Here is a 12,479-nt window from a genome sequence, read left to right as displayed (position 1 = left end):
TAATGGTCATATACCCGAAGTATAGACCGATAAGCACCCAGAGACCCATAATTGTACAAGTTAAAATCGTATACATCATCTACCAAATTCTCCATTTCTAGTTCAAAAAGTCATCATCGTCTTCTGTCGCAAAATCATCTTCGGCACGAGTGCGTCCTCCGAGGGGTTCACCATCACGCAATTTTTGCAAGTTATTCAAACCGCAAGCAATCCCTTTATTGCCATTGGAATTAAATGCGTAGAAGGTGATAGAAGCACGACCATAGATACCTGAGTATAGCTCAGACGTATCGATAATTTCTTGGCGGTTGCCATCAACCACACCAGGTTTGTGTGGCGAGTTGGCATTTACGAAGTAGGCATTTTTGTATGCTTCATCATCAGGGCGTTCAAGGTCACCATCTCGTAGGGGAGTTTTCAGAGTAGATAATGCAGGTACTGATTTGCCATTGCCTTTGAGCTTTGACTCACCTTCTTTATATGCTTGCTCAATAGCAGCCTTGATTTTGTTAATGGTGGCAGTATCCTCTTTTGGGATGATGAGTGAGGCACTGTACTTGGGAGTGCTACCATTTATAGATTTTGGCTCGTTGGCATTTAAGTAGCTGAAGCGAGTGTTTGGTCCTGTTATTACTTTGGTTGTCATATAGTTATTCCTCTTTAAATTCATTTTTTGCTAGGTTCATCTCTTGACGGCTATCGTCAATAGGAACGAGTGTCGGTTTTCCACTTGGTTTTATGATAAGACCACCAAGCAGGTCATTAAAAGTTTTCTTGCCAAGTAACTTAGTCATGGCAGTGATAGTGAGCAGTTTCTTCTCATAAGGGTCATAGCCTGCTTCAATCACTGCTTGGCTAACGGCTGACTCATCTGAGAATTTACGAACAGAGCGACCTTCAACCAGTTTGTATCCTGGGATAGGATGTCCATCTGTTGCTTGATTTAAAGCATAAGCTTTGATGTCGTTTGCCCATGAAATCAACAGGTCTAGTTTAGGCAAAATCTCTGCAATGTCCTCGTTGTCAAGGGAAGCTGGATCCGCAAACTCCATCTTGGCTAGTGCCAAATTATCCTCAGCACGTTTGCGACAGACATTCTTGAGTTTACAGAATTGGCAGTGTTTACCAGATTGCATCTCCCCCTCACCCTTGAATGCAAGTTCAGCTTTTGGAGTGAGTACATTTTCAGCCCATTCAAGCAGCTCAGTCTTTTCTATCTTAAAGGTAGAAATGTTATGTTTTCGTGGTTGAAAGATTGTCATGGTAACGTTATCGAAATTATAAAGTCCATCAAACATCTCAAGTGCTCCAAGTGCATAACACATCATTTGAGGGTTGTGGTCTGCATCAACCTGAACACCAAGTCCATGTTTATAATCAATAACCTGAAGACGTCCGTCTGCCACGATGATGCAATCTCCAGTTCCAAAGCCTTCAGGTACCCACTTAGAAAAATCCAGTCGTTGTTCTATAAGAACTGTAGGGTCACGAGAGTAACCTCTAGCTTTCTCGACTTGTTCCATGACATAGTTGCGATATTCTTCTGCACATTCCTGCATCTCATCGTTGTAGAATGTTAAATCTTCAGTTGGATCACGCGCATTCCTACCCAAGGCTTTCTCGACTAGATAAGCACACAACTCGTGAGCATCCGAACCTTCGATAGCAAAATCAGATGTTGTGTCTGGCAGATCTTCGGTGAGACGAGCAGACGGTGGGCAATTCAACCAACGATGTGATGCAGATGCGGATAGAATGGCGTGGTTAGTCATTACCAATTCCTCCAGCTTCTTCAAGTACTGCCGCAAAGTGTTTTGGGTCAAGTACTGAGAGTGAAGAAGCACCGTAAGCATTTAGAAGAGCACGGACGTCTTCCTTATAGCCATCTTTTGCTTTCGTGGCAAGTACAGCACGGACATCCTCCAATTGAATTTCCTTTTGTGGTTCATTTTTTGGTGGATTTGATTTAGGTGCTGTTTCATCCTCAGTAGTGAGGAGTTTCTTGAACTCATCCACCAAGCGAAGGTAGTACTTTGCGGTTTCTTCCATATCATGAATCAGTCTATTCAGTTCTTTCATTTTGCTCATTGTTTTCTTCCTCCATAATTTTTCTAGCGAGTAGTTTTGAGATGACGCTGATGGCGATGAGAGTATCTGCTACATCATCATCAGGTTCGATGTATGGTTCGTTTACCATATTTGGTCCTCCTATCTTACTAAGTAAGGTTTCGAATGATTTTTCCGTTTTGTAAGGAATATTTTTATCCCTTACATCTTACTAAGTAGATCTAAGAGGTGTTTTTCCGCTTCTCACTATAATTTTTTGAACATAAAAAAGTTTCCTGTGCATTTAATAGGAAACTTTTACTTTTCTAAAAAAATTTCGGAAGTGCGGAAAATCATCTCTGTTTCTTACTTAGTAAGGTAGGAAGCAAGTTTCCTAATTTAAAAACTAAAGACGGAGGCATATCAAATGAAATTTACCCTATCTCATTCTGGACAGACAGGAATACAAACAACTACGGTCTATCCAAATATGGTAACTATCACTGATAAAGCTATCTTACAAAACGTAGCTCAATTCGACCATGTGGCAGGTCTTTTTGTCCAAAATACTCGCTCCAATGCCAACTTTATCAAGTCAGATGTGTTAGTCATGGATATTGATAATGATCACACAGAAAATCCTGATGAATGGCTTACCGAAGAATTCCTTAAAGACGTCTTTGCGGATTATAACTTCGCTTTGGTGACGAGCCGTAGTCACATGCAGACTAAGGCAGGAAAAGCACCTAGACCCAAGTTTCATATCTACTTCCAAATTAATGAGGTAACAGATAAAGACATCTATGTAGCAATGAAGGAAGAACTCTGTAATCAATACAAGTTTTTTGATGATCATGCCAAGGATGCGGCACGATTCTTCTTTGGAAATCCAAATGCACAGGTTATATGGCATGATTCATGGCTAACTATTGATGAAGATTTGTTTCAAGTTGTTTCTATTGAAGATGAGGAAGATTTCGATGCAGACTTCTATACTCCTCCAAGTGGACCAATCCAGCAAGGGAGTCGTAATTCAACGATGTCAGTTTTTGCTGCGAAAATTCTCAAACGGTTAGGCGTGACCCAAGAAGCTAGGGATGGTTTTGATGAGCAGGCACAGAAATGTGTACCGCCACTTGACAAAGCTGAGTTAGATACCATTTGGGGGAGCGCGGTCCGATTCTACAACAGAACTATAAAAACATCAAAAAGTTATGTGGCTCCCGATGCTTTCAATCGAGAAACTTTAAAACCAGATGATTACTCAGATGTAGGCGAGGCTGGTGTGCTTGCTAGAGAATATGCTAATAAGCTGGCCTACACCAACGCAACTGACTATCTTTACTATGACGGAACTCACTGGCGTGAGAATAAGCAGTTGGCACTAGGTGCAGTTGTACACTTTACTGATGAGCAACTTGCTGAAGCGATTGCACTCTTGGAATCTGCGGATAAGCAACTTCAGTCTTCAGGTATTGATGAATTAACCATAAAGGCTGGAGGAAAGCGTCTAGAAAATGCAGTCGAAACTCCACTTCAATTGAAATATTTAAAAGCTTATCTTGCAGCTAAAGAGTTTCATAAATTTGTTATGAAACATCGTGACTATAAGAATTTGATGGCTGTCTATAATACAGCTAAACCAATTCTTTCAGTAGAATTGTCAGAATTAGATAGTGATGACTTATTACTCAATACCCCAGAGGCTACCTATGATTTACGAAAGGGAATAAATGGGCAACAAGAACACAATCCTGAAGATTACATAACAAAAATTACCGCAGTCTCCCCTAGTGATCAGGGAATGGGATTATGGCAGGAAACTTTAGCTACCTTTTTCTGTAATGACCAAGAATTAATTGATTATGTTCAAGAAATTATTGGTATGGCAGCTATCGGTAAGGTCTATCAGGAACACATGATTATTGCCTACGGAGGCGGAGCGAACGGCAAGTCTACTTTTTGGAATACCATTGCTCGTGTGCTAGGTAGCTATTCAGGTAAATTATCTGCGGATGCCTTAACTATGTCAAACAAGCGAAATGTCAGTCCTGAGCTTGCTGAGCTTAAAGGGAAACGACTGGTCATTGCTTCTGAGATGGCTGAGGGTATGCGACTCAATACAGCCGTTGTGAAGCAGATTACTTCAACTGATGAGATTCAAGCAGAGAAGAAGTACAAGGATCCATTCCACTTCGTGCCCTCACACACGCTAGTTCTTTACACCAACCATCTGCCTAAAGTAGGGGCGAACGATGATGGAACTTGGCGACGTTTGGTTGTTATTCCCTTTAATGCCAAAATAACTGGTCGCTCTGACATCAAAAACTTTGCGGACCATTTGTATGACAATGCAGCACCAGCCATCATGTCTTGGATTATCGAAGGTGCAGAAAAAGCCATCAAAGCGAACTTCAAAACAAATGTACCAACTGCCGTTTCATCTTCCGTCAAAGCCTATCGTGAAGCAAATGATTGGTTAGGACACTTCCTTGGTGACTGTTGTCAAGTTGGCGACCAGTTGTCAGAAAAATCAGGAGAACTATACAGTCAGTATCGTGCCTATTGCGCCAAAAACATGGAGTATACACGCAGTACAACCGATTTTTATTCTGCACTTGAGCAGGCAGGGTTTAAACGAAAACGGACAAGTAAAGGGAACCACATTCTTGGTTTGAAATTGGTAGAGGATGGTTATGATTTCTTAGATTAATGACCAGCATTTTTAGTCAACAGATCTCCACAATAGAGGTATTTGATTATTTTAGGTGTGTAAGTCGTTGACTGAAAGGTTGGAACTTATTTTGAATGAGGTTTCAGATAGATGATTAAAACGACCAGCATGAGTGACATTTTTTGATTTTGTGTAGGTCTATTATGGTCTTTTCTAAAACTATCCTATAAGCAAAAATTACTATAAAAAAAGCCTATAAGAGGAGTTTTGGAAATGACTGCACTAGACCTACACACTTCAATTTGACGAAAGGATTTAGAACGATGAGAGAAAAGTACGTTGAGCAAGCTTTGGTGAAGTCTGTGAAAGCTCGAGGAGGTATTTGTCCTAAATGGGTATCGCCCTCTTTTTCTGGTGTTCCAGATCGTTTGGTGTTTTTACCCAAGGGCAAGTTTGGCTTGGTGGAAGTAAAGGCTCCCGACCAGAAGCCAAGGAAGTTACAAGTGTCAAGACATAAACTGTTCGAGCGGTTAGGCTTTAAGGTTTATGTCATTGACCGCATTGAGATGATTGGAGAAGTGTTAGATGAAATTGACATTACATAACTATCAGGTAGTCGCTAAGGACTTCATCATAGGTCACCCTTATGCAGCAGTCATCCTAGACATGGGGATGGGGAAGACGGCTACAACCTTGTCTGCAGTAAATGAGCTGATGTTTGACCGATTTGAGGTTACTAAGGTTTTGGTTATTGCCCCACTGCGAGTCGCAAATACTGTCTGGAGTGACGAGATTGAGCAATGGTCTGAGTTGCGTAACTTACGGTATTCGAAAATAGTTGGTACTCCCAAGCAACGAAAAGTAGCCCTTCAGAAAGATGCGGATATCTATATCGTAAATCGTGAAAACCTACCTTGGCTGGTGGAACAATGCAGTCCGTATTTCAAGTGGGACATGGTTGTAATTGATGAATTGAGTTCTTTCAAGTCATGGCAGTCCAAGCGTTTCAAAGCCTTCATGACTATGCGACCTTACATGAAGCGAGTGGTTGGACTAACAGGAACACCAAGCTCGAATGGACTGATGGACTTGTTCGCAGAGTTTAAAGTCATTGACGGAGGAGAACGTCTTGGTCGCTTCATCGGTGAGTTTCGTAGTCGCTACTTTGAAGAAGGTCGTCGCAATGGAAACATTGTCTATGAATACATCCCCATGGATTATGCGGAGTGTCAAATTCAAGACAAGATTAGTGATATTACCATTTCTATGAAAGCCCTAGATTATCTGGATATGCCCGAATTAATTTCAACTAAGAAACTGGTGCGTATGTCAGAAAAGGAAAAAGAAAAATACATTCAGTTTAAGAAAGAGTATGTCTTGTCAGAGTTAGACGGATTAGAAGTAACTGCCGCAAATGCTGCAAGCCTAATGAACAAGTTAGTTCAGTTATCCAATGGAGCTGTATATTCTGATGATCATACGGTTGTGCCACTTCATGAACAAAAACTAGATGCCCTTGAAGATATCCTCGAATCCGCAAATGGAGAACCTGTCTTAGTTGCCTATTGGTTCAAACATGACTTGGCTCGGATTACGGGTCGTTTAGAAAAACTCAAGGTAACGAGTCGGGTGTTGAAAACAGAAGAAGATATTCGTGAATGGAATAAGGGCAATGTACCAGTTGGCTTAATTCATCCAGCTGGAGCAGGTCATGGGTTGAACCTCCAAAAAGGTGGTCACCACTTGGTCTGGTTTGGATTAACGTGGTCTTTGGAATTATACCAACAAACCAATGCACGACTTTGGCGTCAAGGCCAGGAGGCTGAGACAGTTGTTATTCAACACATTGTGACTGAAGGAACGATTGATGAGGAAATCCTCAAGGCACTAGGAAACAAAGATGCACAACAAGAACGGCTGATTGAAGCTGTTAAAGCACAAGTAGGAGGAACAGATGGATAAGGTGGAATATATAGCTAAAAACTATCGTGACATGAAAATGAAGTTACATTTAGTTCAGGAGAAATTGCTCAACTATCGACCTATCTCAGAGAATAGTGTGATTCAGTCACTGGTATTTGAGAAGTCAGAGCATGAAAAGGTCAAGAAAAGTAAAAACCATGGTCGTAGTGAGCTGATTTCTCTTAGTTTTAGAGAAAAACAAGAACAAGAAAATCAAGAGTACCTCAGTAGTTTGCTTAATACCTACTACTGCTTAAAAATGGATCTTTACTACTTTGAGTTCGTTATGGAGCTAATACCTGAGGATTTGAAGCCATTATCCAAGGATTTAATTTACTTAGGCAAGAGTTGGACTGAACTAGAAGAGATTTATGAAATCAGTCATTCAACACTTGCTTATCGTAGGCGTAAGATTCTAAAACAATTACGCAAGTGTTATCGTTGGACTTCAAAAAGTCTTGAACTTAAGGTGGAAGATTATCACATCCCTATCTAGTGATGGTTGAGTGCACTAAATTGGTACTAAATTAGCACTAAATTTGTACTGGTTTAGTACTGATTTTCAACCTAGACATGTGATATACTTAAGATGTCAAAAAAGATAAAAATCTCCCTCAAATGACTGGATATTCTTTGGCTGATAGGGTAATATAAACCTAGAAAAACCAAAGGAGAATAACCATGTGGACTGACGGACGGATTGATTATCAGGGACAAAAAGTGGATTACATTGCCAAGGTTAGTCCCCAACCTTCAGAAGTTGGAATTGACCTTGGATGTATTTTCAAATTAGATATTGAAGTAGCTGAAGAAACAATCGTTTCTTACGACAGAGGATGGGAACTCTATCCTGAAACAGAAGAACGTGAAGCCATTCTTGAGGCGGTTTTGATGGTTTTAACTGTTTAAAATATCTTTAAATTTATGCAGAAATGACTGGATATATCTCCTTTTTAGAGTTAATATGTACACAACAAAAGAAGAGGAGAACAATACCATGACAAAGCGTCAACAAGAAAAACTCAATGCCCTTTTAACAGAAATTGCAAAAGAAGAACTTTTTGTAGAAACCTTGGAAAAACGTTGGAGCGACAATCTTGACTTCTACGATGTTTCGGTATGGGGTATCAAAAGAGCATTGGAGAGAGCCTACGAAGCAGGCCAAAAATCAGTAAAATAAAGTAAAGCCTAGCCTCATAAAGGTTGGGCTTTTTGCGTGGAGGAATTATGATTATTTCTAGTGAACAAGTTTCAGTTGGACACCCAGATAAAATCTGTGATCAGATTTCAGATGCCATTTTGACGGAGTGTCTAAAGTATGACAAATCAAGTCGAGTGGCAGTTGAGACTTTAATCAAGGATAACCAAGTTGTGGTAGCTGGTGAAATTTCAACTAGACATTACTTTAATCTCGAGAACATTGTTCGTCAGGTTGTCGAGCCACTTGGTATGAAAAATGTTCGGGTAACTAACCTACTTGGACTCCAAAGCTCAGATATTGCACAAGGAGTAGATAATGGAGGTGCTGGTGATCAAGGAATGATGTTTGGTTATGCGACAGACGAAACACCTGAGTACCTGCCACTTCCTTATGTTCTAGCAACCCGAGTCCTTGAGAAACTGATGTCGCTTGGTCACCCCTTACTTGGAAAGGATGCGAAAGCACAGGTATCCTACGACTATGAGAAGAAACGGATTGATACCTTTTTAGTTTCCATCCAACATACTGAAATAGCCAACCTTGCCAAAGTGAAACGAATTGTGACTGAAGCTATGATGTCAGTAGCACTTCGTTACCGTCAGAATCTAGATTTCAAAGTTCTAGTCAATCCGACCGGACGTTTTGTTCTTGGTGGTTCGTTTGCGGATGCAGGAGTTACTGGTCGAAAAATTGTGGCCGATACCTATGGTGGTTTTGCACATCATGGTGGCGGTGCTTTCTCTGGAAAAGACCCAAGCAAGGTTGACCGCTCAGCAGCATACATGGCACGAAAGATTGCTAAGGATATTGTTCGAGAAGGGTATGCGAAACGATGTGAAGTACAATTAGCCTATGCCATTGGAGTTGCAGAACCTGTGTCGGTATATGTAGAAACCTTTGGAACCAGTCGCTACACCTCAACACAACTGGAAGGAATGATTCGTGAACGCTACGACTTGACCCCACAAGGTATCATTAAGGAACTTCATCTCTTGAATGTAGACTACACCAAAACATCTTGCTTTGGGCATTTCACAAAAGCCTATCTTCCTTGGGAGAAGTAAGATGCCAAGAAGACCAAGCACACCTTGTAAACAAAATGGTTGTCCTAACCTAGTACCTTATGGTCACAAGTATTGTGACAACTATAAAGCAAACTACCAACTGGATACCAAGTCAACCAAAGCCAAAGGATACAATGCCCAATGGAATAAAGCACGACTTCGTTACTTAAAAGTTCAACCACTTTGTGTTCAATGCAAAGTCAAAGGTCGATTGACCAAGGCAACAGTGGTTGACCATATCACACCCCACCGAGGTGACCAAGACCTCTTTTGGAATCAAACCAACTGGCAAGCACTTTGTAAGTCTTGTCATGATAGGAAGACCAAGACGACTGACCGATATGTGGAGTATACGTATCGATTTTAGTCTTGGAGTTTCGTTACAAAAGTATCTAATTTTTAACCCTTTGGGGGAGGGGGGATGAAATCTCTAAACCCTTGGGAGACTAAGACCGACGCCCCCTCAAACGTGAAAAATCGCAAAATTCAAAAGGGGGTACACAAAAATAGATTTTTACTGACCCCAAACATTATCTACGACAAGGTTTTTCATTAAATCTTGTCGTTTATTTTTACCCAAAAACTGGGATAAAAGCTAACTAAAAGAGGTTAAAATGAACGATTTTAAAGCAAAACAAGTGTGGAAAATGAGAAACGAGGGTCTGGGCTATCGCAAAATCGCAAACTTGCTTGACCTCAGTCTGACGGCAGTCAAACGCTACTGCAGTACTAACCCTCATCTAAAGGGTTATGGTCAGGCAGTAGTGGCTATGATTTCTGACGGACAAAGAAATGGACAATTGTGCAAAGAATGTTTGAAACCCATTGAGCAACCTCGTAAAGGGAGAACGAAACAATTCTGCTCAGACAGTTGCCGTCGTAAGAATTGGGTGACGCAACATCCTGAAAAAGCGGATAGCCATGTTTGTGAACTGTGCGGTAAGACCTTCACAGCTTATGGTAGCCCTAGAAGAAAATTTTGTAGCAGAACCTGCGCAAGAACACCACGGAGGACATGATGACGAAAGAAAGTATGACATGGTTAACATTAACAGTTGACCAACTTAATTCAGCTAGTTATAACCCAAGGAAGGCTCTCAAAAAGGGCGACAAGGAATACGAAAAAATCAAACGGTCGATTCAAGAGTTTGGTTATGTCGAACCTATTATTGTCAACTATGATATGACTATCATTGGTGGTCATCAACGACTGACGGTCTTGAAGGACTTGGGCTTTAAAGAAGTACAGTGCGTTCAAGTCCATATTGAAGATGAGAATAAGGTTAAGGCACTGAACGTTGCCCTAAATAAAATCACTGGTAGCTGGAATGAAGAGTTGCTTGCGGATTTGATGTTGGACTTACAAGAAGCTGACTTTGATACAGACCTAACTGGTTTTGAATTCCCAGAAATTGACCAGCTTTTTTCTAAGGTCCATAACAAGGAAGTCAATGAGGATGACTTTGATGTGGATGAAGAACTCAAGAAACCAACTGTTGCTAAACAAGGTGACATTTGGTACTTAGGAAAACATCAAGTCATTTGTGGCGACTCTACCTTGCCAGAAACTTACATCACATTGATGGGGGATAAGAAAGCTAACTTAGTTTTGACAGACCCACCTTATAACGTCAATGTGGAAGAGACAGCAGGTAAAATTAAGAACGACAATATGAGTGACTCTGACTTCTATAAGTTCTTATTTGCTATGTTCGTTAATGTTGAACAGAACATGGAGTCCGATGCCTCTATCTATGTTTTTCATGCTGATACGGAAGGGTATAACTTCCGTAAAGCGTTCAAAGATGCAGGCTTTTACTTGAGTGGATGCTGCATCTGGAAAAAGAACTCACTTGTTCTTGGTCGCAGCCCTTATCAGTGGCAACATGAGCCTTGTCTCTTTGGTTGGAAGAACAAAGGGAAACACCAATGGTTTTCTGACCGCAAACAAACTACCATTTGGGAATACGACCGTCCTAAGTTAAGCAAAGAGCACCCAACCATGAAACCAATTCAATTGATGGCCTATCCCATTCAAAACTCATCCATGCGTGGAACAGTCGTCCTTGATCCATTCCTTGGAAGTGGGTCAACCTTGATCGCTTGTGAAGAAACAGGTCGGATTTGTTATGGTATTGAATTGGATGAGAAGTTTGTGGACGTGATTGTGAAACGTTACTTTGAAGCGACTGGTGACCAATCAATCAAGGTTATGCGAGATGGGAAAGAAATCAAGTATGCGGATTTAGTTGAGGTGTCAGTATGAATCAGTTAACCTTCATTGATTTCTTCGCAGGTATTGGTGGTTTTAGACGTGGACTTGAGCTGGCTGGGATGACCTGCATTGGTTATTGTGAAAAGGATAAATTTGCGGTTAGAAGTTACCAAGCCATGTATGATACGGAAGGAGAATGGTATTCAGATGATATTACAAAACTTAAGCCAAATGACATTCCAAAAGCAGATATATGGACTGCGGGAAGTCCTTGCCAAAATGTGTCTATCGCAGGAAAGCGAGCTGGACTACGAGCTGAAAGAAGTGGACTCTTTTTTACACTCGTTGACCTCCTCAAGAGCCAAAGTGAAGAAGATAAGCCCGAGTGGCTCATCCTTGAGAATGTTAAGGGACTTTTATCAAGTCGCAGAGGAGTCGATTTCCTCGACTATCTCCTTGAACTGGACGAAGCAGGGTACGACCTTGAATGGCAAGTGTTCAATTCCAAAGATTACGGAGTTCCCCAAAACCGAGAACGTGTCTACACTATCGGACATCTTAGAAGCAGAGGTAGACGACAAGTATTACCTCTCCAGCCAGAAAGCAGTGGCAATCTTAAGCAACTTGTAGGAGGTATGCAGTCCTATCGTGTCTATGATACGGACGGTATTTCTACAACTTTAGTTGGCACTGGTGGCGGTGTTGGGGCAAAGACAGGGCTTTACTTGATTGACCAATCTACAACCAAACCAAAGGTAACAGACCAAGCACGGTGCATCACTGCTCGTTACACAGCAGGTTCTACCAAGAGGACAGCCATGAACTCTGGTGTGATGGAAGTACAACCTATTCTAACTCCAGACCGAGTGAACAAACGTCAAAATGGTCGTCGATTAAAAGAGAAAGGTGAGCCTATGTTTACCTTAACTTCTCAAGACAGACACGGAGTTGTAGAAGGAATTAAAGTAAGGAACGGTACAAAGCAAGGGTATCAAGTGGCAGAACTTGGTGACTCTGTTGATTTATCTTATCCAGCATCTCCAACGAAACGAGCAAGAGTAGGTAAGGGCATTGCTCATAACCTCTCTTGCAGTGGTCAAATGGGTGTGGTGGTCTGGAATGGTCGAATGGTTAAAATCAGACGATTAACACCTCGTGAGTGTTTTAGACTTCAAGGTTTCACGGATGACCTCTTTGAGAAAGCTCAAGCCGTAAACTCTGATGCCCAACTCTACAAACAAGCAGGTAATGGTGTAACAGTTACCGTTGTTTATGCGATTGGAAAGGCTATTCTTTCTTGCTTAAATCTTAGATGAT

The 12,479-nt window shown here is 41.2% G+C and carries 15 protein-coding genes; 11 read left to right on the top strand and 4 right to left on the bottom strand.

What is annotated here, in order from left to right; genetic code table 11:
- Positions 1 to 97: 97 nt before the first annotated feature.
- From D8793_RS03865 to D8793_RS12125, 4 genes are read right to left on the bottom strand one after another with little or no spacing between them, the layout of a single operon-like run.
- Entirely contained in the window at positions 98 to 646 is a 549-nt protein-coding gene (locus tag D8793_RS03865) for a DUF2815 family protein (protein ID WP_032462758.1), read from the bottom strand.
- A 4-nt stretch (positions 647 to 650) separates the two neighbouring features.
- On the bottom strand, positions 651 to 1,772 hold the full coding sequence (locus tag D8793_RS03860; protein ID WP_032462757.1) for a DUF2800 domain-containing protein: 1,122 nt from the start codon (positions 1,770 to 1,772) through the stop codon (positions 651 to 653).
- The gene (locus D8793_RS03855) at positions 1,765 to 2,088 is read right to left on the bottom strand and encodes a hypothetical protein (protein WP_011184700.1); all 324 of its coding nucleotides are present in this window, start codon (positions 2,086 to 2,088) and stop codon (positions 1,765 to 1,767) included. Before D8793_RS03855 ends, D8793_RS03860 begins: the two co-directional genes overlap by 8 nt.
- Positions 2,063 to 2,197 (bottom strand): hypothetical protein, encoded by a 135-nt coding sequence (locus tag D8793_RS12125; RefSeq protein WP_003053585.1) that lies wholly within the window; start codon positions 2,195 to 2,197, stop codon positions 2,063 to 2,065. The genes D8793_RS03855 and D8793_RS12125 overlap by 26 nt, the downstream gene beginning before the upstream one ends.
- Positions 2,198 to 2,473: 276 nt before the next feature.
- On the opposite strand from D8793_RS12125, the gene D8793_RS03850 reads away from it, so the two are divergent.
- From D8793_RS03850 to D8793_RS03800, 11 genes are all read left to right on the top strand, one after another.
- Positions 2,474 to 4,759, top strand: coding sequence for a phage/plasmid primase, P4 family (locus tag D8793_RS03850; protein WP_011184699.1), 2,286 nt, complete (start codon positions 2,474 to 2,476; stop codon positions 4,757 to 4,759).
- A 284-nt stretch (positions 4,760 to 5,043) separates the two neighbouring features.
- Complete coding sequence (locus D8793_RS03845) at positions 5,044 to 5,325, top strand: VRR-NUC domain-containing protein (RefSeq protein WP_003084768.1); 282 nt, start codon at positions 5,044 to 5,046, stop codon at positions 5,323 to 5,325.
- A complete protein-coding gene (locus D8793_RS03840) occupies positions 5,306 to 6,682 on the top strand; it encodes an SNF2-related protein (RefSeq protein WP_011184697.1) in 1,377 nt (458 codons plus the stop codon). The genes D8793_RS03845 and D8793_RS03840 overlap by 20 nt, the downstream gene beginning before the upstream one ends.
- On the top strand, positions 6,675 to 7,178 hold the full coding sequence (locus tag D8793_RS03835) for a hypothetical protein (protein ID WP_011184696.1): 504 nt from the start codon (positions 6,675 to 6,677) through the stop codon (positions 7,176 to 7,178). Before D8793_RS03840 ends, D8793_RS03835 begins: the two co-directional genes overlap by 8 nt.
- Positions 7,179 to 7,363: 185 nt before the next feature.
- On the top strand, positions 7,364 to 7,591 hold the full coding sequence (locus D8793_RS03830; protein WP_032462756.1) for a DUF7678 domain-containing protein: 228 nt from the start codon (positions 7,364 to 7,366) through the stop codon (positions 7,589 to 7,591).
- Between the two features lie 88 nt (positions 7,592 to 7,679).
- Positions 7,680 to 7,862, top strand: coding sequence for a DUF6900 domain-containing protein (locus tag D8793_RS03825; protein WP_024388637.1), 183 nt, complete (start codon positions 7,680 to 7,682; stop codon positions 7,860 to 7,862).
- 47 nt (positions 7,863 to 7,909) lie between these two features.
- A complete protein-coding gene (gene metK, locus D8793_RS03820) occupies positions 7,910 to 8,947 on the top strand; it encodes a methionine adenosyltransferase (RefSeq protein WP_032462755.1) in 1,038 nt (345 codons plus the stop codon).
- A gap of 1 nt (position 8,948) precedes the next feature.
- A complete protein-coding gene (locus D8793_RS03815; protein ID WP_125370625.1) occupies positions 8,949 to 9,314 on the top strand; it encodes an HNH endonuclease in 366 nt (121 codons plus the stop codon).
- A 247-nt stretch (positions 9,315 to 9,561) separates the two neighbouring features.
- Complete coding sequence (locus D8793_RS03810) at positions 9,562 to 9,966, top strand: Zinc-finger protein (protein ID WP_011184693.1); 405 nt, start codon at positions 9,562 to 9,564, stop codon at positions 9,964 to 9,966.
- Between the two features lie 14 nt (positions 9,967 to 9,980).
- Positions 9,981 to 11,213, top strand: coding sequence for a site-specific DNA-methyltransferase (locus D8793_RS03805; RefSeq protein ID WP_011184692.1), 1,233 nt, complete (start codon positions 9,981 to 9,983; stop codon positions 11,211 to 11,213).
- Positions 11,210 to 12,478 carry a DNA cytosine methyltransferase gene (locus D8793_RS03800; protein WP_011184691.1) on the top strand — a complete coding sequence of 423 codons (1,269 nt, stop codon included), beginning with the start codon at positions 11,210 to 11,212 and terminating at the stop codon, positions 12,476 to 12,478. Before D8793_RS03805 ends, D8793_RS03800 begins: the two co-directional genes overlap by 4 nt.
- The last annotated feature ends 1 nt before the right edge of the window (position 12,479 follow it).

Source organism: Streptococcus cristatus (assembly GCF_003943465.1).
Taxonomy (GTDB): Bacteria; Bacillota; Bacilli; order Lactobacillales; family Streptococcaceae; genus Streptococcus; species Streptococcus cristatus_C.
This window is presented reverse-complemented; position numbering and strand designations above follow the sequence as displayed.

Excerpts from the sequence above, each read along its gene's own strand:
- D8793_RS03865 (WP_032462758.1), bottom strand. The coding sequence starts at position 646 with ATGACAACCAAAGTAATAACAGGACCAAACACTCGCTTCAGCTACTTA.
- D8793_RS03860 (WP_032462757.1), bottom strand. The coding sequence starts at position 1,772 with ATGACTAACCACGCCATTCTATCCGCATCTGCATCACATCGTTGGTTG.
- D8793_RS03855 (WP_011184700.1), bottom strand. The coding sequence starts at position 2,088 with ATGAGCAAAATGAAAGAACTGAATAGACTGATTCATGATATGGAAGAA.
- D8793_RS12125 (WP_003053585.1), bottom strand. The coding sequence starts at position 2,197 with ATGGTAAACGAACCATACATCGAACCTGATGATGATGTAGCAGATACT.
- D8793_RS03850 (WP_011184699.1), top strand. The coding sequence starts at position 2,474 with ATGAAATTTACCCTATCTCATTCTGGACAGACAGGAATACAAACAACT.
- D8793_RS03845 (WP_003084768.1), top strand. The coding sequence starts at position 5,044 with ATGAGAGAAAAGTACGTTGAGCAAGCTTTGGTGAAGTCTGTGAAAGCT.
- D8793_RS03840 (WP_011184697.1), top strand. The coding sequence starts at position 5,306 with ATGAAATTGACATTACATAACTATCAGGTAGTCGCTAAGGACTTCATC.
- D8793_RS03835 (WP_011184696.1), top strand. The coding sequence starts at position 6,675 with ATGGATAAGGTGGAATATATAGCTAAAAACTATCGTGACATGAAAATG.
- D8793_RS03830 (WP_032462756.1), top strand. The coding sequence starts at position 7,364 with ATGTGGACTGACGGACGGATTGATTATCAGGGACAAAAAGTGGATTAC.
- D8793_RS03825 (WP_024388637.1), top strand. The coding sequence starts at position 7,680 with ATGACAAAGCGTCAACAAGAAAAACTCAATGCCCTTTTAACAGAAATT.
- metK (WP_032462755.1), top strand. The coding sequence starts at position 7,910 with ATGATTATTTCTAGTGAACAAGTTTCAGTTGGACACCCAGATAAAATC.
- D8793_RS03815 (WP_125370625.1), top strand. The coding sequence starts at position 8,949 with ATGCCAAGAAGACCAAGCACACCTTGTAAACAAAATGGTTGTCCTAAC.
- D8793_RS03810 (WP_011184693.1), top strand. The coding sequence starts at position 9,562 with ATGAACGATTTTAAAGCAAAACAAGTGTGGAAAATGAGAAACGAGGGT.
- D8793_RS03805 (WP_011184692.1), top strand. The coding sequence starts at position 9,981 with ATGACATGGTTAACATTAACAGTTGACCAACTTAATTCAGCTAGTTAT.
- D8793_RS03800 (WP_011184691.1), top strand. The coding sequence starts at position 11,210 with ATGAATCAGTTAACCTTCATTGATTTCTTCGCAGGTATTGGTGGTTTT.